Raw genomic sequence first — 19,891 nt, forward strand, 5'->3', positions numbered from 1 at the left:
ACATCGAGCGGAGAACCATGAGACCCAGCATCACGGTCGGCGCCGCCCTAGCGGCCACCGTGGCACTCGCCATCCCTGCGCACGCGGCCACCGCCAACCTCCCGGGCGGTACCAGCATCGGCGTCACCATCACCAGCCCGGTGAACAACGCCGTCGTCGTACCGGGCCCGGTCACCGTCACCGGCACGGCCTCGATCGGCACCGCCACGCCGATCGTCGACACCGCGCTCACCTACGTCGTGGACGTGTCCGGCTCCACCGCGGCCGGTGTCGCCGCGGGCTGCGGAGGCGACCAGAACGGCGACGGCCAGCTCAACACGGTCCTCGACTGCGAGGTCGCGGCGGTCAAGGCGCTGCACGCGAAGGCCGCCGTCCCGAACACCGTCGTCGGCAGCGTCGGCGCCGCCGTGTTCGGCACGTCCGGCGCGACCGTCGACGTCGGCCCCGCCGCCGGCGAGCAGAAGATCGTCGGGCCCAACGCGGACGCCAACGCCAACGGCGCCACCGACGTCGTCGAGGCGGTGACCAGCGCCCGCATCGGCGGGGTCGGCCTGTTCACCAACTACAGCTTCCCGTCCGGCACCAACTTCGCCGCGGGTCTCGACGCCGGTCTCGCCACCGCCGTCACCGCACCGCAGCAGCGCAAGCTGATGGTGTTCCTGTCCGACGGCGCCGGCAGCGGGGCCATCGACGCCGCCCTGCAGCAGGCCGTCAACGCGGGCATCAAGATCTTCACCTTCGCCGTGTCCAGCGGTTCGGGCTGCGACATCGGCACGGAGTCGCTGCGCAAGATCGCCCAGACCACCGGCGGCACCTGCACCGAGGTCCCCGACGTCTCGCAGCTGCCCGACGTCGTGCCCGGCGTCATCGCCTCCAAGCTCACCGGCCTGACGCTGAAGGTCGACGGCGGCGCGGACATCCCGATCACCTCGATCACGCCCGGCCTCCCGCAGGACGGCCCGGCCACGGTCGACTACACCGTCGCCACCCCGGCACTGACCCCCGGCACCCACCAGCTGTGCGTCACCGCACGCGGCACCGACGGCGGCGGAGCCGGTGACGTGACCGAGTGCGTCACGGTCAAGGTCAACGCCCCACCGGTCGTCAAGCCCGGCGGCCCCTACGCCGGCCAGGAAGGCACCGACGTCGGCCTCGCCGCAACCGTCACCGACCCCGACGGCCCCTCGCTGACCACCACCTGGACCGCCACCCCGCAGTCCGGGGTCGACGCGGGCGCGACCTGCTCGTTCGGCGACCCCGCCGCCCAGACCACCACGGTCAAGTGCACCGATGACGGCGTCTGGAAGCTCGAGCTCACCGCGAACGACGGCGTCAACCCGCCCGTCACGCAGACCACCACGCTGACGCTGTCCAACGTCGCCCCGCAGGTCACGATCACCGCAGACAAGACGCTCGTCACCCGCGGCACCCAGGTGAACTTCACCGCGCCGTTCACCGACCTCGCCACCAACGACAAGCACACCTGCACCCTGGACTTCGACGACGGCAGCGCGGTCGTCAACGGCACCGTCGCCCAAGGCGCCGGTAGCGGCACCTGCACCGCCTCCCGCACGTTCACCGCCCTGGGCGCGCACAACGTCCTGGTGACCATCACCGACGACGACGGCTCCTCCGCCACCGCGGTCGTGAAGGTCGTCGTCTACCTGCGCGGTGAAGCGTGGGCGCTCAACGCGACCGGCCTGATCACCGTCGCCAAGACCCCGCACGCCCAGTGCCCGCCCAACGAGGACAAGACCGTCGCCACGGTCACCGTGCTGGGCCTCGCCTCCGTCAACGCCCTGCACGCCGACTGCACCCTCGACGCGAACACCGGACGCACCGAGGCCAACGCACGAGTGGAGGGAGCCACGCTGCTCGGAGGGGCGATCAAGCTCAACGCCATCGAGGCCAAGTGCGTGAGTGACGCGAACGGCGTCACCGGCTCGTCGAAGGTCGGCACGCTCAACGGCGCACCGATCGGCACCGGACCCGCCACCGTCGGCATCCCCGGTGTCGCGACCGTGCACCTCAACGAGTCCGCGACCGGACCGAACGGCCAGCTGATCCAGAACGCCGTCCGCGTCCGCACGCTGCTCGGCCAGGAGATCATCCTGTCGGCCTGCCGCCTGGGCTGACCCGCTGAGGTGATGCTGGGGAGGACCGCGCTCCTCCCCAGCATCACAGCGCGTGCCCCGTCGTCGCGTCCACGTGCGCCGGGACCTCGTCGTGCCGGTCACCGACGGTAGGTGTCCCGGTCGGCTCGAACATCAGGATCCGCGCTCCGTGCGGCGACGACGGCTTGTGGAACGTCCCCCGCGGCACCGTGAACACCGAGCCCTTCGCGAGGGTGACCGTGCGCTCCGGCTCGCGCAGCGCGATGTGCAGCTCACCGTCCAGGACGAGGAAGAACTCGTCGGTGTCGTCGTGCACGTGCCACACGTGCTCACCCTCGACCTTCGCGACCCGCACGTCGTAGTCGTTGACGCGGGTGACGATCCGAGGGCTCCACAGGGCGTCGAACGAGGCCAGAGCGTCGTCCAGCGAGATGGGGTTCATGCCGACCAGCCTCACCGTTGCCGCCCCACGGCCGTGAGTGCTAGGAATCGCACATGCCGCAAGAATCCTCGCACCGGGTCGTCGTCATCGTCGACGAGAACTCCAACCCGTTCGAGCTCGGCTGCGCCACCGAGATCTTCGGCCTGCACCGCCCCGAGCTCGGCGGCCACCTCTACGACTTCCGCCTCTGCTCACCCGAACCCGCCACCGTCATGCGCGACGGCTTCTTCACCCTCACCGGCGTCACCGGCCTGCACACCGCCGACCACGCCGACACCCTCATCGTCCCCAACCGCCCCGACGTCGACACACCCCGCCGCCCCGACGTCCTCGACACCATCCGCCGCGCCCACACCCGCGGCGCCCGCCTCGTCGGGTTCTGCAGCGGCGCCTTCACCCTCGCCGAGGCAGGCGTCCTCGACGGCCGCCGCGCCACCGCCCACTGGCAGTGGGCCGACGAGTTCCGCACCCGCTACCCGGCCGTGCACCTCGAACCCGACGTCCTGTTCGTCGACGACGGCGACATCCTCACCTCCGCCGGCAGCGCCGCCGCCCTCGACCTCGGCCTGCACCTCGTCCGCCGCGACCACGGCGCCGAGACCGCCAGCTCCGTCAGCCGCCGCCTCGTCTTCGCCGCCCACCGCGACGGCGGACAACGCCAGTTCGTCGAACGCCCCGTGCCCCACCTGCGCGACGAGTCACTCGCCCCCGTCCTCGCCTGGGCACAGCAGCACCTCGACACCCCGCTCACCATCGGCGACCTCGCCACCCGCGCCGCCGTCAGCCCCGCGACCCTGCACCGCCGCTTCCAGGCCCAGCTCGGCACCACACCACTCGCGTGGCTCACCGGCGAACGCGTCACCCTCGCCTGCCGGCTCATCGAACTGGGGGAGAGGCGCTTCGACGTCGTCGCCCGCCGCACCGGCCTGGGCACCGCCGCCAACCTGCGCGCACTCCTGCGCCGCGAAACCGGCCTCACACCCTCGGACTACCGGCGCCGCTTCAGCCCACCGACCGCCGGCCCAGCACAGGTCACGCCGGCACCGGTCAGCTCAGCACCACTCACGCCGGCACCGGTCAGGCCAGCGCCCGCAGAGTGATCCGCCGCACCACCTGCGTCTTCGCGTCGGCGTAGTCCTGCACCCGCTCCCACGTCCGCACCGCCAGCTCCCGCTTCACCCGCTCGTACTCCTCACGGTCCTCGTCGTGCGAACGCAGCCGGTCCCGGAACGCCAGCATCCGGTCCACCTCCACACAACCGGGGGAGAAGACGTGCATGTTCACGTTCGGCACCGTGCCCTTGAGCAACCGGTGCCCGAACCAGCCCGGCTCCCGCACCCGCAGGTAGTACCCCGCCCGCACCAACGCTGGCACGTACGCGTCCTCATCGTCCGAGTCCGGCACCACCAGCACGACGTCGATCAACGGCTTCGCCGCCAGCCCCGGCACCGACGTCGACCCGCAGTGCTCCACCCGCACCGCCACCGGCCCCAGCGCCGCCCGGATCTTCGCCTCCTCCACGGCGTACCACCGCGGCCACCGCGGGTCGTACTCCTCCAGCGTGATCGGCGCGTTGTGCGGCGGATCCTCCGTCACGAACTCCACCTCGGCCGGCTCATCGACCACCGCGGCCCACGCCCGTTCGAGGATCTCCACCTCCACCGCCGCACCCGACGCCGCGTACAACTCACGATCCGCGGGGTTGTCGCGCAACCAGTCCCGCAGCAACTCCCGCCGCCACACCACCAGCGGTTCCCGTTCGACACTCACAGCAGACCCCCTCACAGGCAGTCGGCCAGAATATCAACTCCCGAACAGGTCACCCGCGGCCTCGACCCGCTCCAGCACCTCGTCCGCCGTGAACACCAGATCCCCGACGACCTCGCAGTCCTCCACCTCGTCCCACGTCAACGGCGTCGACACCGCCGGACGCTCCCGAGCCCGCAACGAATACGGCGCCACCGTCGTCTTCGCCGGATTGTTCTGCGACCAGTCGATGAACACCTTCCCGCCGCGCTGCGCCTTCGCCATCGTCGCCACCACCAGGTCCGGATGCTCCTGCGCCAACCGCTGCGCCACCGCCTTCGCGTACTCCGACGTGTCCTTCGCCGGCGCGTACGCGTACACCTGCATCCCCTTGTTCCCCGACGTCTTCGCCCACGAGTCCACACCGTCGTCGTCCAGCACCACCCGCACCCGCTCCGCGACCCGGCAGCACTCCACCACCGTCGCCGGCGCACCCGGATCCAGGTCGAACACCAGCAGATCCGGATCCCGCTTGCCCCCGCGCGGCCCCACCGTCCACTGCGGCACGTGCAACTCCAACGCCGCCAGATTCGCCAGCCACACCACCGTCGCCAGCTCGTCCACCATCACGTAGTTCACGGTCTCGTTGCCCTTGGTGCTGCCCGGCGACTCCAACCGCATCGTCCGCACCCAGTCCGGACGATGCTCAGGCGCGTTCTTCTCGAAGAACCACTTCCCGTCCACCCCGTTCGGATACCGCTTCAACGTCACCGGACGATCCTTCAGATGGGGGAGCAGCACCGGCGCGATCCGGGTGTAGTAGTCGATCACCTCACCCTTGGTGAACCCGAACTCCGGATACAGCACCTTGTCCAGGTTCGTCAGCTTCAGCACCCGGCCCTCGACCCTCACGGTCGCATCACTCGACAACCCGACGCACCTCCTCAGGCGACTTGTCCGGCCGCAAACCACGCCACGCCGGAAACCGCATCCGCCCGTCCGGCGTCCACTGCCGGAACACCACCTCGGCCACCAGCTCCGGCTCGACCCACTTCGCGCCCCTCGACCGCTCCCGCGGCATCTCCGTCACGAACGGCGACGACCGGCGCGCCAACGCCTTCAACCGCGGCGTCAGCACCGCCAGCTCCGCGTCGTTGAACCCCGTGCCCACCGACCCCGCGAACGCCAGCCCGCCGTCGCGCGGGATACCCAGCAACAACGCGCCGATCACCCCCGCACGCTTGCCTTCACCCATCCGCCAGCCCCCGATCACCACCTCCTGCGCCAGCAGGTCCGTGATCTTGCGCCACACCGGCGACCGCGCCCCCGGCTGATACGGAGAGTCCAGCCGCTTCGCCACCACACCCTCGAGCCCCTGCTCACGGCTCGCCGCCAGCACAGCAGCACCGTCCTCGTCATAGGACGGGGGAGTCAGCCAATGCGACCCCCGCAACTCCAACCCGCGCAGCAGCTCACGCCGCTGCCGAAAGGGGAGCGCCGTCGTGGACGTGCCATCCAGGTGCAACAGATCGAACAACAACAACGTGACCGGATGCTGGCGAGCCGCCCGCCGCGCCGCCTCCGACTTCGTCACGTGCATCCGGTTCTGCAACGCGCTGAAACTCGGCCGCCCGCCCTGCAACGCCACGATCTCCCCGTCGAGCAACGCCTCCGTCGACCCCAGCTGCTCACCCACACCCTGCAGCTCCGGATACGCCACCGTGATGTCGTTGCCCAGACGCGACCACGCCTGCACCCGGCCACCCTCCACCCGCAGGATCGCCCGCACACCGTCCCACTTGAACTCGTACGCCCACTGGTCGTCATCGTCGTGGGGCAGGGGACCGGGCACCGCCAGCATCGGCTTCAGCAGCTCCGGCAACACCTTCCAGTCCGGACGCGCCGGCGCGTGCCGACGCTTCATCATCCAGTTCTTCCCGTCCCCACCCGACCGGAAGAACACGAACTGCCCCTGCACACGCTGCCCGTGCAGAACCACGTCGACCTCGCGGTCCGACCACTTCACCGTCTCGTAGCGACCGCGATCCCACAGGAACATCTCACCGCCGCCGTACTCACCCTTCGGGATCTCCCCGGAGAACTCCGCGTACTCCAACGGATGGTCCTCGGTGTGCACGGCCAGGCGCACCACATCAGTCGTCGGCGGCAACCCCTTCGGCACCGCCCACGACACCAAAACCCCATCACGCTCCAACCGCACATCCCAATGCAGGCTGCTCGCGTGATGCTCCTGAATCACAAAAGTGTCATTACCGCCCCGCGGCACCACATCAGCATCAGGAACGGGCTCCGGCGTCCTGCCCGGATCCCGCTTGCGCCGGTACTCGTCGAGCCCGGCCATCTACGCCGACGAGGCCTTCTTCTTCGGCGCCGCCTTCTTCTCAGCGCCCTTCCGCCCCGCCTTCGCCTTCTCCACACTGCGCTCCAGAGCAGTCATCAAATCGATGACATCACCCTTCTCCTCGGCCTCCGGCTGCTCGGGCAACTCCGCACCCTCCGCCTTCGCCGCGATCACCTTCTCCAACGCGTCCCGGTAATCGTCCGTGAACGTGTCCGGATCGAAGTCGCCCGCCATCGACTCCACCAGCGACGTCGCCATCTTCAACTCCTGCGGACGCACCTCCACGTCCTGGTCCAGGAAGTCGAACTCCGCCTTGCGGATCTCATCCGGCCACAACATCGTGTGCATCACCAGCACGTCATCACGCGCCCGGATCGTCGCCAGCGTCTCCTTCTGCCGAATCGTGATCTTCACGACCGCCAGCTGACCCGTCTTCACCAACGCATCCCTGAGCAGCACGTACGGCCGCGCCGCCGCCTTGTCCGGCTCCAGGTAGTACGTCTTCTGGAAGTAGATCGGATCGATCTCCTCCGCCGGCACGAACTCCAGGACGTCGATCGACTTGTCGGTCTTCACCGGCAACTTCTCGAAGTCCTCGTTCTCCATGATCACCATCCGGCCGTCGTCCAGCTCGTAGCCCTTGGTGATCTCCGAATACTCGACCTCTTCACCGCACACCGAACAGACGCGCTTGTACTTGATGCGCCCGCCGTCCTCCCGGTGCACCTGGTTGAAACGGAAGTCGTGCTCCTCGACAGCCGTGTAAAGGCGCACGGCGATCGTCACCAACCCGAAGGAGATGGCCCCACGCCACACGGATCTCATTCTCATTGGGTACCCCTGAAATGCGGTTTTCGCACTATCAGGTCACCCACTCGGCCTAACGATCCGGCAACAGGGCGACCCCCGGCTCACACGTCACGACAGAGCGTCCCGCACCACGGTCGAACCCCGCTACATGTCCCGCAGCGCCCGATACGTCCGATTGCTCGCCACCGCCGCACGCCGCTCCCGCGCCGTCGCCTCGATGTAGTTCTGACTCGTCGCCAGACTCGCATGCCCCAGCAACGCCATGATCTCGCTCGCCGACGCCCCGTCCTCCGCCAACCGCGTCGCGAACGTGTGCCTCAACGCGTGCAGATTCGCCCCCGTCGGCACCCGGTCGTTCAACCCCGCCCACCGAAAACACGACTTGACCAGGTACTCCAACCCACCCCGCCCGATCGGCTCACCATGCCGATCCCGCAACAGGGCACTCTCACGATCGAACCGCCCCTGCGGAAACCGCTGCCGGCAACTCCGGAGGTACGCGTCCACGATCCGCTCCATCGGCGGCTCGATCGGCACAGACCTGTCCCGGTTGCCCTTCCCCTTCACGTGCAACCGCCGATCACCCTCCCGCCCGACGACGCTCGCCAGCGTCAACGTCCGCATCTCCGCACTCCGCAACCCCGCCACCAGCCCCAGCGCGATCACCAGCACGTCCCGCTCCGGCCACGGGTCACGCCCCTTGCGCGCCCCCTCCGCCGCCGCCGTCAGCAACTGCTCCGGCGTGTCCTCACCCCGCAACGGCTTCGGCACCAGCGGAGGAGTCTTCGGACGCGCCACCGCCCCCATCGGATTACCGGCGATCAGGTCCTCCGCCACGCAGAACGTCAGGAACTGGTTCCACGTCGACCACGCCCGCAACACCGAGCTCTTCGCATGCGTGTCCGCGAACACCCCGAACGCCTGACGCAGGTTCGCCCCCGTCAGATGACCGATCGTCAGGTCCTCGGCGGGGCAGGAGAGGGTCTCGGCCAGCAGCGAGTTCACGCCGGACAGATCTCGCTGGTAGGCGGCCGTGGTGTGCGGCGAGTCCTTGCGAGTCCGGCGGGCGAGGAAGAAGGCGTCCTGGGCGGCGAACACGTGCATATGGATCTTGTACCGCACACCACCGACAATCCTGGACGCCGTGGCGCCCAGGGGGAGGGGAGGAGCTCCGGCCTCGTGAGCGCTCGATCGCGGCGGCGGAGCACAGTCGCAGGTCAGAGGCTGGAGCAGCGGGGCGGGAGTTCGGCGCGGGCGCGTTGGGGCGAATGCGGATCAGCGCGTGATGTTCGACCGTTCGAGTTCGCGGGGTCGCTCACCGTTGCTGTGCTGGATAATGGCGATTATGCATGAAATGTCCGTTTCGCCGGGTTCTGGTTCGGCTCCGGACGACGCTGGACCAGGTGGCGTCACTTGTCGGGGATCGTGAGCGTAATGACGCCCCTGCACGTACGTCTCCATGACTGCACGTCGGTGCCGACCGCGCTCCGGCATCGCCGTGGATCTGATGTTGTGGCGTCTGCAAGTGCAGCCGGCCTGCCCGCGGGCTGTGGCTTGCAGACGCGCCAACACGGGCGGTTTCAGCCCCTTCTGACACGATCTTCGCAGGTCGCCGTTTCGCCGATAATCTACATTATGTCAAGTAACGGAGATCTGGGCCGCCCCTGGGCGCTCTCCTGCCATGATCTGCCGCATGTCCGACTGGGATCGGTTCCTTCAGCACAACGCCTCATACGGCACGGACGCTGTCGTCGGTGAGCCGTCCCCTTGGGCGCGCGGTCCTCTGGACGGGTTGCCGGAGCTGTCCGCTCTGCTGGCGGCCGCGACCGTGACTCCGGTGTCCGTCGCGGGTCGTTCCTACGAGTTGCTCGCGTGGGGTCCTTCTGAGGCGCGTCGCGGCTGGCTGTGTGATCCGCCGTTCGAGCAGGCCGGCGCTCCTGCGTTCCTGGCGCGTGTGTGGGCGGTGTTCGGCGGGGTCGTCGAGCAGTTCGGTCGTCACGCGCCGATCTCCGGGGATTTGGTGCACGTGTTGTCGGCGGCGGCGACGCGGGAGTCCGTGGCGGAGGTGCTGGAGCATTACTCGTGGGCGTGGGAGGACGAGGGGCTGGAGGTTCCTGTCGAGGAGATGCGGCCTTACGTCACCGTGGCGATAGAGGCGAACTTCAACCTGACGGCGGCGCACGGCGAGACGGGGCGTCTTGTGTGGTTTGCGCCGGATCACGCTTCTGAGGGTGTGTCTGTGTGGCCTGGGTGTCCTGAGCGGTCGTTGTACTCGCTCGACGCGTTGCCGGATGTCGGGTCGTGGGTCGAGGCGGTCGCTCGGGAGTGGCGTTCGTGATCGACGAGTTCGCGAAGGAGTATCTGCACGGCGATCTGCGTGAGTTGCGCGAGGCGATGGTGTGGAAGCTCGACGGGTTGTCGGACTCGGATGTGCGGCGTCCTCTGACCGCGTCGGGCACGAACCTTCTGGGTTTGGTGAAGCATCTGGCGTTGTGGGAGTCGCGGTATCTCGGTGAGGTGTTCGGGCGGCCGTTTCCCGAGGCGTTGCCGCGGTGGGACGACTTGGCAGCGCGTGGGTTGGACATGCGGGCGGATGAGTCGGAGTCGCGTGAGGAGATCGTGGAGCGCTATCGGCGTGTGTGGGTGCATGCGGATGCGACGATCTCGGCGCTTGCTGTGGATGCTCCTGGTTTTGTGCCGTGGTGGCCGCGCCCTGAGGTGATGTTGTTCAACGTTCTGGTGCATCGGGTGGCGGAGACGGCGCGGCACGCCGGGCACGCGGACATCTTGCGGGAGCAGTTGGACGGGGCGACCGGAGAGGGTCGTTGAGGGGGTTTGTGCTGCTCCCCCGCTTGTAGATGATCTTGTCGGGGGTGCTTGTCACACTCGGGTCATGCGTTGTGCGATCTATGTGCCGTCGTTCGGTTCGTCGCTGGGTGATCCGTCTGTGCTGGTGTCGCTCGCTGTGTCCGCGGAGGAGGCCGGGTGGGACGGTTTCTTCCTGTGGGATCACGTGGTGGTGCCGGGTGAGCCTGTGGTGGCGGACGTCTGGGTGACGTTGGGTGCGGTGGCTGCGCGGACGTCTCGTATCTCTCTGGGGCCGTTGGTGACGTCGTTGGGGCGGCGGCGTCCGTGGAAGGTGGCGTTGGAGGCGTCGACGTTGCAGCGGTTGTCGGGTGGGCGTGCGGTGCTGGGTGTGGGTGCGGGTGTGCCGCAGGACTACTCCCCCTTCGGCGAGCGGGTGTCGCGTGCGGAGGCGTTGTCGGAGGGCGTCGAGGTGGTGCGTGCGTTGTTGTCGGGGGTCGAGGTGGAGCATCACGGCGCGTTGTTCGACGTGTCGGGTGTGCGTTTCGCGCCGGTGGAGGTGCCGATCTGGGTGGGTGGTGCGTGGCCTCGGTCTGTGCCGTTTCGTGCGGCGGCGGTCGCGGCGGGTGTGGTGCCGGCGACGTTCGGTCCGGAGGGGCTGGTGGTGCTCTCCCCTGCCGATGCCGCTCGGGTGAAGGCGGATTTCGTGGCGTCGGGGGGTTCGGCTGACGCTGATGTCGTGTTGTGGGGTGGTGGTTCGTTGCCGGAGGAGGTGGCGGAGTACGAGGAGGCGGGGGTGACGTGGATGTTGACCGACGGTGGCGCGCGGGGGTTGGACGAGTTGCGGGCGTTCGTGGCGGCTGGTCCCCCGCGTTCAGGCGTGTAGGCCGCGGAGCAGGGTGTCGAGGTAGCGGCGTGCGGTGGGCAGTCGGTCTTCGGGGCCGGCGCTGTGCACGTAGGTGGCGTAGGCGATGCCGCACATGAGTGGGACGAGGTCGGCGTCGTCGACTTCGGGGCGGACGGCTCCGGCGTCGCGTGCGCGGGCGAGGAGCTTGGCGCCGACGGCGAGGATCTGTGCTTTGAGCTCGGTGGTGCGGGGCAGCACGTCCTGGGTGGTGGCGGAGACCTTGACGAGTGCGGGGTCGGTGACCTGTCCTTCGACGACCTTGGTCAGGAAGTCGGCGAAGGCGGTCCAGGGGTCGTCGTGGGTGAGGGCTTGTTCGCCGCGGCCGGCGAGGGCTTCGAGGCAGGGGGTGGCGACGGTCTCGAGGAGTGCCTCGGTGGTCGGGAAGTGCCGGTAGACCGTGCCGACGCCGAGTCCTGCTCGCCGGGCGACGTCGTTGAGCTGCAGCGGGGTTCCTTCGTCGACGAGTTCTCTGGCGACGGTGAGGATGTGCTCCCAGTTGCGGGCGGCGTCCTTTCGCTGCGGCGTCATGCCCGGATTCTATTTGGATACGCCATCCGTTACGTGGCGGAGTGGTGCGTGCCTCTCGCTGAGTCGCCGGACGGCTTCCTGGACGCGCGGGTCGGTGGCGGTGCGGTGTGGCGTGACGGGTACGGCTTTGCGTCCGATGACGGTGCCGCTGGTGAGCGCGGGGTCGGTGGCGGCGATGATCGAGGATCGTGCGGCGAGGGCGGCGGGTCCTGAGGTGGAGCGTTCGAACGTGCGGCGCACGAGTGGCCAGAGCAGGCGCAGGGGTGGCGAGACGATCTTGGGTGTGCGCAGGGTGCCGTCGGTCATGTCGGTGGCCGCTCCCCCGGGGTCGGCTGCGAGGACTTTGATGGTCGTGGTGCGTGCGGCGAGGTCGAGGGTGTAGGCGAGGTTGGCGAGCTTGGCGCGTCCGTACCAGTGGAAGCCGTAGTAGCCGCCGGGTGGTTCGACGGCGTCGAAGGTCTTCTTGGCGGTCGTGACGGCTCCGGAGGTCACGTTGACGACGCGGTCGGTGAGCGCGGGCAGGAGCAGTTCGGTGAGCAGGTAGGGCGAGAGGTGGTTGACGACGAAGGAGGCTTCGACGCCGTCGAGCTCGGTCCGGTCGGGGAACATCGCTCCGACGTTGTTGACGAGCACGGCCAGCTCGCCTTCGCCTGCGATGTGGTCGCCGAGGGTGCGCACCGCGTCGAGTGACGCGAGGTCGGCCTGCAGGAACCTGCCGGTCTCCCCTCCTCTGGCGTTGATCGCTGCGACGGCGCGGTCCCCTCGTTCGGCGTTGCGCCCGACGACGGTGACGGCGTACCCGGCGTCGGCGAGTCCGAGGGCGGTCTCGAGTCCGATGCCTCCGGTGCCGGCGGTGACGACTGCCTTGCGTGTCATGACTTCTCCTCGATCCGGATAGCGAATCCGCTTACTGGCGACGCTAGCACACATACGGATGATCTATCCGTTTCGCGTCGGTGAGAATGCCGCTGTGGATCTCGGGGTGATCGGCCAGGCGGCGGGCATGTTCGCGGTGACGAACGTCGACGACCTGGTGCTCCTGGCGTTGTTCTTCGCCCGCGCGAAGTCACCGTGGCAGGTGGTGACGGGCCAGTACCTGGGCTTCACGGCGATCCTGGCGGTGGCGGTCGTCGGCGCCCTCGGGGCGTCCCTGCTCCCCGCGGAGCTCCGCCCGTGGCTGGGCCTGATCCCCCTGGCCCTGGGCCTCAAGGCGGCCTGGTCGCTGTGGCGGGGCGCGGACGACGAGGACGAGCCCGACGCCGCGCCGGGCGTTCTCGCGATGGCGGGCGTGACCCTGGCCAACGGCGGCGACAACATCGGCGTCTACGTCCCGGTCTTCACCGTGACGGACTCGCTGTGGGTCTACGTGGTCGTGTTCCTGCTGCTCGTGGGCGTGTGGTGCCTGGCGGGCCGGTTCCTGACCTCCCGCCAGGTGGTGGCCCGAGCGCTGGCCAAGTGGGGCCACGTCGCCCTGCCGGTGGTGCTGATCGCGATTGGTCTTTTGGTGTTGTTCTCGGGCTGACCCGCCCGGCTGTCAGGTAGACACCTTCGGGTGCGAAAGACCTACAGCTACAACGAGGCCGTCAAGATCCTCGGCGGCCGCGACCACCCGATCATCGCCGCCATGGACAAGGTCCTGGGCGGCGCGCTGCTCGCGGCTTCGGCAGGTATGTGGGAGGTGCTGAGTCTCTTCGACGCCAAGCCGGACTTCCTCCGTCTGAGCAACGACCTGGTCTCATGGTTGTCGTCCAAGCGCCGGGACGTGAGCCGCTACACCCGCACGCAACAACTGCACGCCGCACACGCCGTCGTAGTCATGACAGCGTTCTTCGAGGCGTTCGCCGAGCAACGGGTCGGCGTGGCACTGGCGGCCAAGGACCGCGACCTGGTCGAGAGCTACGACCCGTGGGGGCTCGATCTTCCGTTGCCGTCGGTCGGCCGCGAACACGAGAAGAACCTGGAGGCGGTCGCCAAGCAGTACCGCATGCTCGGTCTGCGGCTGTTCAAGGCGCTGACCTCGTTGTCGTCTTGGGACCGGCTGGACGCGACTGAGCAGGACCGGGTCCAGGACGCGGCGACCCTGGCGACACCGGATCGGGCGTTGCAGCGGTACGAGGAGATGCTCGGTCAGCTGGCGGCCGAGTACCCGGAGATCCGGTTCTGGTGCGCGCTCGCTGACGGGCGGTCGGTGCGCAAGGCTCTGGCACGCCTTGAGGACGTTCTGCGTGAGACGACCACGGACCTGCTGCCCGAGGTGCGGCTGGCGGAGCTTTCCGGGGCTTACCAGGGCGCGTTGCGACGCCCGCTCGTGAAGTCGACGGAGACACCGGACGGGGTGCGGATCCCGAGTCTGGTCGAGGCCTACGTGGATCCGGACTTCCAGGTGATGGTCGCCGACCAGAGGGCCGCGGCGCCATCCCTTCTCGCGTCCTGGGACGAACTGCCCGTCCGTGACGACCTCTACGGCTACCTGGCGGGCCATCTGACCTCACCGGCGGCGTTGTCCGCTCCTCTGCTGGTGCTGGGTGATCCCGGATCGGGCAAGTCGGTGCTGACCGAGATGATGGCGGCGCGGTTGCCCGTCTCGGACTTCGCTGTGGTGCGGGTGGAGTTGCGCGGTACTCCCGCCGACGCCGCTCTGGAACAGCAGATCGAGCACGGGCTGCGGGTGTTGCTGCAGGAGCCGGTGAGCTGGGCTGACTTCTCCAGGCGAACCGACGGGGCCTTGCCGTTGGTGGTGCTGGATGGGTTCGATGAGCTGTTGCAGGCCACCGGCGTGAGCCAGACGCGCTACCTGACGATCATCGCCGAGTTCCAGCAGCGGCTGGAGGACATGGGCAGACCGGCAGCCTTCGTCGTGACGAGCCGGTTGAGCGTGTGCGCGGGCCTGGAACTGCCGCAGGGCACGCAGGTGGTGCGGCTGATGCCGTTCAGCGAGGAGCAGGTGCGTGCCTGGCTGACGGTGTGGAACCAGGCCAACCGGCCTCTGCCCACCGAAACCGTACTCGAGTACCCGGACCTGGCGTCGCAGCCGTTGCTGTTGCTGATGCTCGCCCTCTACGACGCGGTCGACGACTCGTTGCAACGCGACCATCTCCGGATGAGCCGCGGACAGCTGTACGAACGGCTGCTTGAGTGGTTCGCCCGGCGCGAGGTCGAGAAGGGCGATGAGGAGCTGTCGGAGGCGGACCTCGCACGAGACGTCGAGTCCGAGCTGGAGCAGCTGTCGGTCGTGGCGCTCGCCATGTTCAACCGCGGCGTGCAATGGGTGGCCGAGCACCAGGTGACGTCCGACCTCGCGCAGTTGCTCGGCGTTGCCTCCCCGGAGAGGCTGTCGGGAACCCGGACTCCCCTGTCTGCGGGCGAGACGGTTCTGGGGCGGTTCTTCTTCGTGCAGAAGACCGAGGCGGTGCGGGAGGACAGGACCAGGCTCCGCACCTACGAGTTCCTGCACGCGACGTTCGGCGAGTATCTGGTGGCGCGGTTCGTCTGGGACCGGTTGATGGACTTGCGCAGGGAGGACGAGGCGCGGTCACGACGCAAGTCCACGGTGGACGACACCGAGCTGTACTCGGTGTTGTCGTTCATGGCGTTGACCACCAGCAAGCCGGTTCAGGACTTCCTGCGGGAGTTCGCGACCAAGTCCGACAAGGTCGGGTTGTTCGACCTCGTTGTGCGGTTGCTCGCCGCGCGGGACGAGACGCGGGGTTCCCGGGGCACCTACGCCCCGGTGCGGTTGCCCGACTCAGGACGGGACGCGAGGTACTCGCTGAATCTCGTGGTCCTGGCACTGGCATTGACGGGCGAGGCCCGTGCCGACGACCTGCAGTTGAACCTCGACGACTGGCAGCGGTTGACGCTGTTCTGGAAGTCGCGCGTGTCAACGAGCGAATGGGCCAGTGTGGTCCTGTGGTTGTCGGTGGACCACGACAGACACGCGGATGGGCAGTTCTCAGTGGAGCTGGCCGATCTGCGAGAGGTGTCCCAGTACCTACCGACCTCGGAGCCTTACGTGACGTTGGACGAGGTCAGCCAAACACTGTGCGATGCGGTGTTCCCTTTGGTCGACCTCCATGGCATCGACATCGCAGGCGCCCTGGTAGAGCTGATGGCGGCACCTGTCGAAGATTGTGTACCGGCGCTGCAGCAACTCAGACAGGCCGATACCGATGGCGTCGTGTTCTGGCACGAGTTGTACGCCAGGCTGGGCACCGGCGGCGATGACTTGCAACTGATGACCACATTCGTCGACGCCGGCGGCTCTCTTTATGCTTCCGACGAGCTGGACGGTCTGCTGAGGCTGCACTATCTAGGAACTCATGACAGTGAGTTGACTCCAGATCGTTTTAGTGTTCGCGATGCTCTCGAATCCCTACCCAAGGAAGTCGGCTGGGAGCTTCCGCCCGATCTGATCAAGCGGGCCAGGCGGGTGGCGGAGGAGCTGGGAATCCAGTTGAACTGGTGAGCTCGGCCGCAAGCGCGGTCAACTCCTGCTCGGTCAGGTCGCGCTCCCCCACGCGACGGAGCAGTTCACTGCGCGAGCACACGACGATGGCGCCGGGCCGTCTCCCGAGTTCGGCGGCCGCCACGATCTCGGCCACCCCGCGGTGCACGACCAGGACCGGGTCGGGCGTGTCGGTGTAGAGCAGGCGCTCGATGTCCCGTCCGGTGATGGCCATGCTCAGTCTTGTACGGCGCGGGCGTAGCGGGCCGCAAGAGAGCGAACGTGTGCCACGAGCTCGGGTGGCGAGATGACCTCGAAGTCGAGGTCGAGCATGCCGATCCACACGGCGAGGGTCTCCACCGAGTCGGAGCCGGTCACCAGGACGCAGGACACCTCGTCGACGGCTTCGACGGTGCCGATGGCGGCGTTGATGCGGGCGGCCACGGTCTCGGCCGGGGCGTGGACCAGGACTCGGGCCTGGAAGCGCCAGGCGGCTTGGGTGACCCGGGAGGCGACGTAGGTGGTGGCGTCGAAGTCTCGTGGGGTGAAGCGGGGGCCGTGCGGGGGCTGGGGTGGGGTGATGCGGTCCACGCGGAAGCTGCGCCAGTCCTGTTTGTCGGCGTCCCAGGCGACGAGGTACCAGCGGCGGCCCCAGTTGACGAGGCGGTGCGGTTCGACGCGGCGTCTGGTGGGGGTGCCGTCGTGGGCGTTGTAGTCGAAGCGGAGGGTGTCGCTGTCGCGGCAGGCGGCGGCGAGGGTGGACAGCAGTTCCGGGTCCAGGGCGGGGGCCGGGTGGTCGCGCGGGACGGACTCGATCTGTTCGAGTGCGGAGACGCGGTGGCGCAGGCGGGACGGGAGGACCTGTTCCAGTTTGAGCAGGGCTCGCAGGGAGACCTCCTCCAGGCCGGTGACGGCGTTGGTGCGCAGGGCGGCGGCCACGGCGACGGCCTCGTTGTCGTCGAGCAGCAGGGGTGGCAGCTCGGCGCCGGCACCGAGGCGGTAGCCGCCGAACGAGCCGGTGGTGGCGTTGACCGGGTAGCCGAGCTCGCGCAGGCGGTCGACGTCGCGGCGGACGGTGCGAGGGCTGATCTGCAGCTCGTCGGCCAGTTCGCTGCCCTGCCAGTCGCGGCGTGACTGCAGCAGGGCGAGCAGGCGCAGCAGGCGCGCCGAGGTTTCCAACATGGACGGAGACTTTAGGACAGAGGCTGGCCGCAAGCGTCGTTAGCCTCGGGTTATGACGGAGATCAGGGAATTCCACATCGCGATCGACGACGCCGACCTCGACGACCTGCGGGACCGTCTGGCGCGGACGCGGTGGACCGACCAGGTCGCGGGGGCCGGTGCGCGGTACGGCGACGAGGTGGCGGACGTCCGCGAGATGGCGCGGTACTGGGCCGAGGACTTCGACTGGCGGGCGGTCGAGAACCGGCTCAACGGGTTCCCGCAGTTCGTCACCGAGATCGACGGCACGAACGTTCACTTCCTGCACGTCACCAGCCCGAACCCGGACGCGCTGCCGCTGCTGCTGATCCACGGCTGGCCGGGCTCGGTGATGGAGTTCGTCGACGTGATCGAGCACCTGCGCGAGGATCACCACCTGGTGATCCCGTCGATCCCCGGCTTCGGGTTCTCCGGGCCCACGACCGAGACGGGCTGGCACTCCGGGCGGATCGCGTCGGCGTTCGCGGAGCTCATGGCACGGCTGGGCCACCGGCGTTACGGGGTGCACGGCAACGACGCGGGGGCGATCATCGCGCCGCAGGTCGGGCAGGCCGACCCGGAGCACGTGGCAGGCGTGCACGTGACGCAGATCTTCTCGTTCCCCTCCGGCGACCCGTCCGAGATGGACGGCCTCACGCCGGACGACTTCCGCCGCCTCGAGGTGCTGCAGAACTTCTGGGAGACCATGTCCGGGTACGCGAAGCTGCAGCAGTCACGGCCGCAGAACGTGGCGTTCGCGCTCGCGGACTCCCCCGCGGGCCAGCTCGCCTGGACGATGCAGCTGATGGGCGAACCGGCCGTCAGCAAGGACTTCCTGCTCGCGAACGTCGCGATCTACTGGTTCACCGCCACCGCCGGGTCCTCCGCGCGGCTCTACTACGAGGACGCGCACCGCGAGGACCAGCCCACCGGGCCCACGACGGTGCCGATGGGCGTCGCGATCTTCCCCGACGACTTCCAGACCATCCGCCGCTTCGCCGAGCGCGACCACCACAACCTCGTGCACTGGTCGGAGTTCGAGACCGGCGGGCACTACTCCGGGCACGACTCACCGCGGCTGCTCGCCGGTGACCTGAAGGTGTTCTTCGCCAAGCTGTCGTGACCGCGCTCAGGCCCGCCACACCGTGGCGCTGCGGGTCTCGGTGCTCTCCAGCGTCAACGGCACCGGCACGTCGTAGCGGGCCCGCTGGGTGAACCGGTCGCGGGGCAGGTGCGCGCGGTCGGGGTCGCCGAGCAGCACCAGCGCACCCCGGGCGGAGGCTCTGGCCAGGAACGGCAGCACCAGTGCGGTGATCTCCGCGTCGTAGAACACGTCGCCCGCGAGCACCACGTCGGCGCCGTGGGCGTCGCTGTCGAGCTGGTCTCCGCCCAGGGTGAGCACGGTGACGCCGTTGGCGGCGGCGTTGAGCTCGACGGCGGCCAGGGCCAGCGGGTCGATGTCGTTCGCCGTCACCACCTCGGCTCCGGCCAGCGCCGCGGCGATCGCGACCAGGCCGGAGCCGGACGCGAGGTCGAAGACCTTCTTGTCCCGCACCAGGCCCGCGTTGTCGAGCAGGTGCCGGGCCAGGGCCTGGCCGCCCGCCCACGGGAACGCCCAGAACGGCGGCTGGTCGTGGTGGGTCAGCTCCCACAGGTCCATCGCCTCGGCCGCGCTGTGCAGCACCACCTCCGGCACCAGCGGCACGGGGGCCAGCGTCGTGTTGGCGAGCACGAAGTCGGTGAGCGTGGGCGCGGACATGACGGAGAAGCTTAGGGGCAGCGCGAACCCCGGCCGCAGAGGCGAAAGCCTCACATGCCGCCGGCGACGCGCAGGATCGCACCGGTCGTGTACGAGGCCTCGTCGGACAGCAGCCACGCGATGGCGTTCGCGATCTCCTCGGACTCGCCGGGGCGGCCCAGCGGGATGCGGGAGGCGACGCGGTCGGGACGGCCGGGTTCGCCGGAGAGCCGGTGGATGTCGGTGCGGACCGTGCCGGGCTGCACGCAGTTCACCCGGATCCCCTGCGGCGCGAGCTCCTTGGCCAGGCCGATGGTCAACGCGTCCACGGCGGCCTTGGTGGCGGCGTAGTGCACGTACTCCCCCGGACTGCCCAGCGTCGCCGCGCCGGAGGACACGTTCACGATCGACCCGCTCGTCATGCGCCGCGCCGCCTCACGGGCCACGAAGATCGCGCCGACCAGGTTGACGTCCACCACGCGCCGCAGGTCCTCCGTGCGCAGCTGCGCCAGCGGCCCGGACGGGGAGGTGATGCCGGCGTTGCTCACCACCCCGGTGATGTCGTCGCCGGCCGCGTCGAACAGGCGCGCCACGTCGTCCTCGTCCGCCGTGTCGGCCCGCACGGCGAGCACGCCCAGCTCCTGCTCCAGCAGCCGTGCCTCGTCCTGCGCCTGCCGGTAGCTGATCACGACCCGGTGCCCTTCGCGCACGAGCCTGCGCGCGGTCGCGGCACCGATACCCCGGCTTCCCCCGGTGATCACCGTTGTCATGCGACCCACCCTAACCCGTATACTC

At 68.9% G+C, this 19,891-nt stretch carries 20 protein-coding genes; 8 read left to right on the forward strand and 12 right to left on the reverse strand.

All coding sequences use genetic code 11. The features are described from left to right. Positions 1–17: 17 nt before the first annotated feature. A complete protein-coding gene (locus ACWF7A_RS05300) occupies positions 18–2,135 on the forward strand; it encodes a choice-of-anchor P family protein (protein ID WP_452249169.1) in 2,118 nt (705 codons plus the stop codon). Between the two features lie 43 nt (positions 2,136–2,178). Here the strand turns inward: ACWF7A_RS05300 and ACWF7A_RS05305 are convergent, their stop codons facing one another. Beyond that, a complete protein-coding gene (locus tag ACWF7A_RS05305) occupies positions 2,179–2,556 on the reverse strand; it encodes a cupin domain-containing protein (protein ID WP_452249170.1) in 378 nt (125 codons plus the stop codon). A 53-nt stretch (positions 2,557–2,609) separates the two neighbouring features. On the opposite strand from ACWF7A_RS05305, the gene ACWF7A_RS05310 reads away from it, so the two are divergent. Further along, the gene (locus ACWF7A_RS05310) at positions 2,610–3,656 is read left to right on the forward strand and encodes a GlxA family transcriptional regulator (protein WP_452249171.1); all 1,047 of its coding nucleotides are present in this window, start codon (positions 2,610–2,612) and stop codon (positions 3,654–3,656) included. On the opposite strand, the gene ACWF7A_RS05315 is transcribed toward ACWF7A_RS05310, so the two are convergent. The 5 genes from ACWF7A_RS05315 to ACWF7A_RS05335 all read right to left on the reverse strand — a co-directional run bounded on the left by ACWF7A_RS05315 (position 3,634) and on the right by ACWF7A_RS05335 (position 8,596). Continuing rightward, positions 3,634–4,326, reverse strand: a complete 693-nt coding sequence (locus ACWF7A_RS05315; RefSeq protein ID WP_452249172.1) for a GrpB family protein — start codon at positions 4,324–4,326, stop codon at positions 3,634–3,636. The genes ACWF7A_RS05310 and ACWF7A_RS05315 overlap by 23 nt on opposite strands. A 33-nt stretch (positions 4,327–4,359) precedes the next feature. After that, positions 4,360–5,214 (reverse strand): non-homologous end-joining DNA ligase, encoded by an 855-nt coding sequence (gene ligD / locus ACWF7A_RS05320; protein WP_452249173.1) that lies wholly within the window; start codon positions 5,212–5,214, stop codon positions 4,360–4,362. A 7-nt stretch (positions 5,215–5,221) separates the two neighbouring features. Then, positions 5,222–6,664 (reverse strand): non-homologous end-joining DNA ligase, encoded by a 1,443-nt coding sequence (gene ligD, locus ACWF7A_RS05325; protein ID WP_452249174.1) that lies wholly within the window; start codon positions 6,662–6,664, stop codon positions 5,222–5,224. After that, positions 6,665–7,489 carry a non-homologous end joining protein Ku gene (gene ku, locus ACWF7A_RS05330; RefSeq protein WP_319988851.1) on the reverse strand — a complete coding sequence of 275 codons (825 nt, stop codon included), beginning with the start codon at positions 7,487–7,489 and terminating at the stop codon, positions 6,665–6,667. 129 nt (positions 7,490–7,618) lie between these two features. Beyond that, positions 7,619–8,596, reverse strand: a complete 978-nt coding sequence (locus ACWF7A_RS05335) for a tyrosine-type recombinase/integrase (protein ID WP_452249175.1) — start codon at positions 8,594–8,596, stop codon at positions 7,619–7,621. Between the two features lie 571 nt (positions 8,597–9,167). On the opposite strand from ACWF7A_RS05335, the gene ACWF7A_RS05340 reads away from it, so the two are divergent. The 3 genes from ACWF7A_RS05340 to ACWF7A_RS05350 all read left to right on the forward strand — a co-directional run bounded on the left by ACWF7A_RS05340 (position 9,168) and on the right by ACWF7A_RS05350 (position 11,165). Continuing rightward, positions 9,168–9,812: a hypothetical protein gene (locus ACWF7A_RS05340; RefSeq protein WP_452249176.1), complete on the forward strand. Its 645-nt coding sequence runs from the start codon at positions 9,168–9,170 to the stop codon at positions 9,810–9,812. Then, complete coding sequence (locus tag ACWF7A_RS05345) at positions 9,809–10,303, forward strand: DinB family protein (RefSeq protein WP_452249177.1); 495 nt, start codon at positions 9,809–9,811, stop codon at positions 10,301–10,303. Before ACWF7A_RS05340 ends, ACWF7A_RS05345 begins: the two co-directional genes overlap by 4 nt. A 64-nt stretch (positions 10,304–10,367) precedes the next feature. Further along, on the forward strand, positions 10,368–11,165 hold the full coding sequence (locus ACWF7A_RS05350) for an LLM class flavin-dependent oxidoreductase (protein WP_452249178.1): 798 nt from the start codon (positions 10,368–10,370) through the stop codon (positions 11,163–11,165). On the opposite strand, the gene ACWF7A_RS05355 is transcribed toward ACWF7A_RS05350, so the two are convergent. Together ACWF7A_RS05355 and ACWF7A_RS05360 are read right to left on the reverse strand one after the other, a co-directional pair. Then, positions 11,154–11,714 carry a TetR/AcrR family transcriptional regulator gene (locus tag ACWF7A_RS05355; RefSeq protein WP_452249179.1) on the reverse strand — a complete coding sequence of 187 codons (561 nt, stop codon included), beginning with the start codon at positions 11,712–11,714 and terminating at the stop codon, positions 11,154–11,156. The two genes, ACWF7A_RS05350 and ACWF7A_RS05355, sit on opposite strands and share 12 nt — an antisense overlap. 9 nt (positions 11,715–11,723) lie before the next feature. Next, positions 11,724–12,590: an SDR family NAD(P)-dependent oxidoreductase gene (locus ACWF7A_RS05360; protein WP_452249180.1), complete on the reverse strand. Its 867-nt coding sequence runs from the start codon at positions 12,588–12,590 to the stop codon at positions 11,724–11,726. A 94-nt stretch (positions 12,591–12,684) separates the two neighbouring features. Here ACWF7A_RS05360 and ACWF7A_RS05365 point away from each other — a divergent pair, with 94 nt between their 5' ends. Both ACWF7A_RS05365 and ACWF7A_RS05370 read left to right on the forward strand, forming a co-directional pair. Continuing rightward, on the forward strand, positions 12,685–13,236 hold the full coding sequence (locus ACWF7A_RS05365; RefSeq protein WP_452249181.1) for a cadmium resistance transporter: 552 nt from the start codon (positions 12,685–12,687) through the stop codon (positions 13,234–13,236). Between the two features lie 30 nt (positions 13,237–13,266). Beyond that, positions 13,267–16,179, forward strand: a complete 2,913-nt coding sequence (locus tag ACWF7A_RS05370) for an NACHT domain-containing protein (RefSeq protein WP_452249182.1) — start codon at positions 13,267–13,269, stop codon at positions 16,177–16,179. Here the strand turns inward: ACWF7A_RS05370 and ACWF7A_RS05375 are convergent. Together ACWF7A_RS05375 and ACWF7A_RS05380 are read right to left on the reverse strand one after the other, a co-directional pair. Further along, a complete protein-coding gene (locus ACWF7A_RS05375) occupies positions 16,127–16,393 on the reverse strand; it encodes a hypothetical protein (RefSeq protein WP_452249183.1) in 267 nt (88 codons plus the stop codon). The two genes, ACWF7A_RS05370 and ACWF7A_RS05375, sit on opposite strands and share 53 nt — an antisense overlap. A 2-nt stretch (positions 16,394–16,395) precedes the next feature. After that, a complete protein-coding gene (locus tag ACWF7A_RS05380; protein WP_452249184.1) occupies positions 16,396–17,340 on the reverse strand; it encodes a helix-turn-helix transcriptional regulator in 945 nt (314 codons plus the stop codon). Positions 17,341–17,392: 52 nt separating this feature from the next. On the opposite strand from ACWF7A_RS05380, the gene ACWF7A_RS05385 reads away from it, so the two are divergent. Further along, the gene (locus tag ACWF7A_RS05385) at positions 17,393–18,481 is read left to right on the forward strand and encodes an epoxide hydrolase family protein (protein ID WP_452249185.1); all 1,089 of its coding nucleotides are present in this window, start codon (positions 17,393–17,395) and stop codon (positions 18,479–18,481) included. Between the two features lie 6 nt (positions 18,482–18,487). Here the strand turns inward: ACWF7A_RS05385 and ACWF7A_RS05390 are convergent, their stop codons facing one another. Both ACWF7A_RS05390 and ACWF7A_RS05395 read right to left on the reverse strand, forming a co-directional pair. Next, positions 18,488–19,117 (reverse strand): class I SAM-dependent methyltransferase, encoded by a 630-nt coding sequence (locus ACWF7A_RS05390; protein ID WP_452249186.1) that lies wholly within the window; start codon positions 19,115–19,117, stop codon positions 18,488–18,490. Positions 19,118–19,167: 50 nt separating this feature from the next. Further along, entirely contained in the window at positions 19,168–19,866 is a 699-nt protein-coding gene (locus tag ACWF7A_RS05395; RefSeq protein WP_452249187.1) for an SDR family NAD(P)-dependent oxidoreductase, read from the reverse strand. Positions 19,867–19,891: the final 25 nt, after the last annotated feature.

Source organism: Lentzea sp. NPDC055074 (assembly GCF_053608005.1).

What these genes read in the sequence shown, in the direction of transcription:
- ACWF7A_RS05385 (WP_452249185.1), top strand. Translation starts at nt 17,393, where the DNA reads ATGACGGAGATCAGGGAATTCCACATCGCGATCGACGACGCCGACCTC.
- ACWF7A_RS05390 (WP_452249186.1), bottom strand. Translation starts at nt 19,117, where the DNA reads ATGTCCGCGCCCACGCTCACCGACTTCGTGCTCGCCAACACGACGCTG.
- ligD (WP_452249174.1), bottom strand. Translation starts at nt 6,664, where the DNA reads ATGGCCGGGCTCGACGAGTACCGGCGCAAGCGGGATCCGGGCAGGACG.
- ACWF7A_RS05360 (WP_452249180.1), bottom strand. Translation starts at nt 12,590, where the DNA reads ATGACACGCAAGGCAGTCGTCACCGCCGGCACCGGAGGCATCGGACTC.
- ACWF7A_RS05380 (WP_452249184.1), bottom strand. Translation starts at nt 17,340, where the DNA reads ATGTTGGAAACCTCGGCGCGCCTGCTGCGCCTGCTCGCCCTGCTGCAG.
- ku (WP_319988851.1), bottom strand. Translation starts at nt 7,489, where the DNA reads ATGAGATCCGTGTGGCGTGGGGCCATCTCCTTCGGGTTGGTGACGATC.
- ACWF7A_RS05305 (WP_452249170.1), bottom strand. Translation starts at nt 2,556, where the DNA reads ATGAACCCCATCTCGCTGGACGACGCTCTGGCCTCGTTCGACGCCCTG.
- ACWF7A_RS05340 (WP_452249176.1), top strand. Translation starts at nt 9,168, where the DNA reads ATGTCCGACTGGGATCGGTTCCTTCAGCACAACGCCTCATACGGCACG.
- ACWF7A_RS05300 (WP_452249169.1), top strand. Translation starts at nt 18, where the DNA reads ATGAGACCCAGCATCACGGTCGGCGCCGCCCTAGCGGCCACCGTGGCA.
- ACWF7A_RS05355 (WP_452249179.1), bottom strand. Translation starts at nt 11,714, where the DNA reads ATGACGCCGCAGCGAAAGGACGCCGCCCGCAACTGGGAGCACATCCTC.
- ACWF7A_RS05310 (WP_452249171.1), top strand. Translation starts at nt 2,610, where the DNA reads ATGCCGCAAGAATCCTCGCACCGGGTCGTCGTCATCGTCGACGAGAAC.
- ACWF7A_RS05350 (WP_452249178.1), top strand. Translation starts at nt 10,368, where the DNA reads ATGCGTTGTGCGATCTATGTGCCGTCGTTCGGTTCGTCGCTGGGTGAT.
- ACWF7A_RS05375 (WP_452249183.1), bottom strand. Translation starts at nt 16,393, where the DNA reads ATGGCCATCACCGGACGGGACATCGAGCGCCTGCTCTACACCGACACG.
- ACWF7A_RS05395 (WP_452249187.1), bottom strand. Translation starts at nt 19,866, where the DNA reads ATGACAACGGTGATCACCGGGGGAAGCCGGGGTATCGGTGCCGCGACC.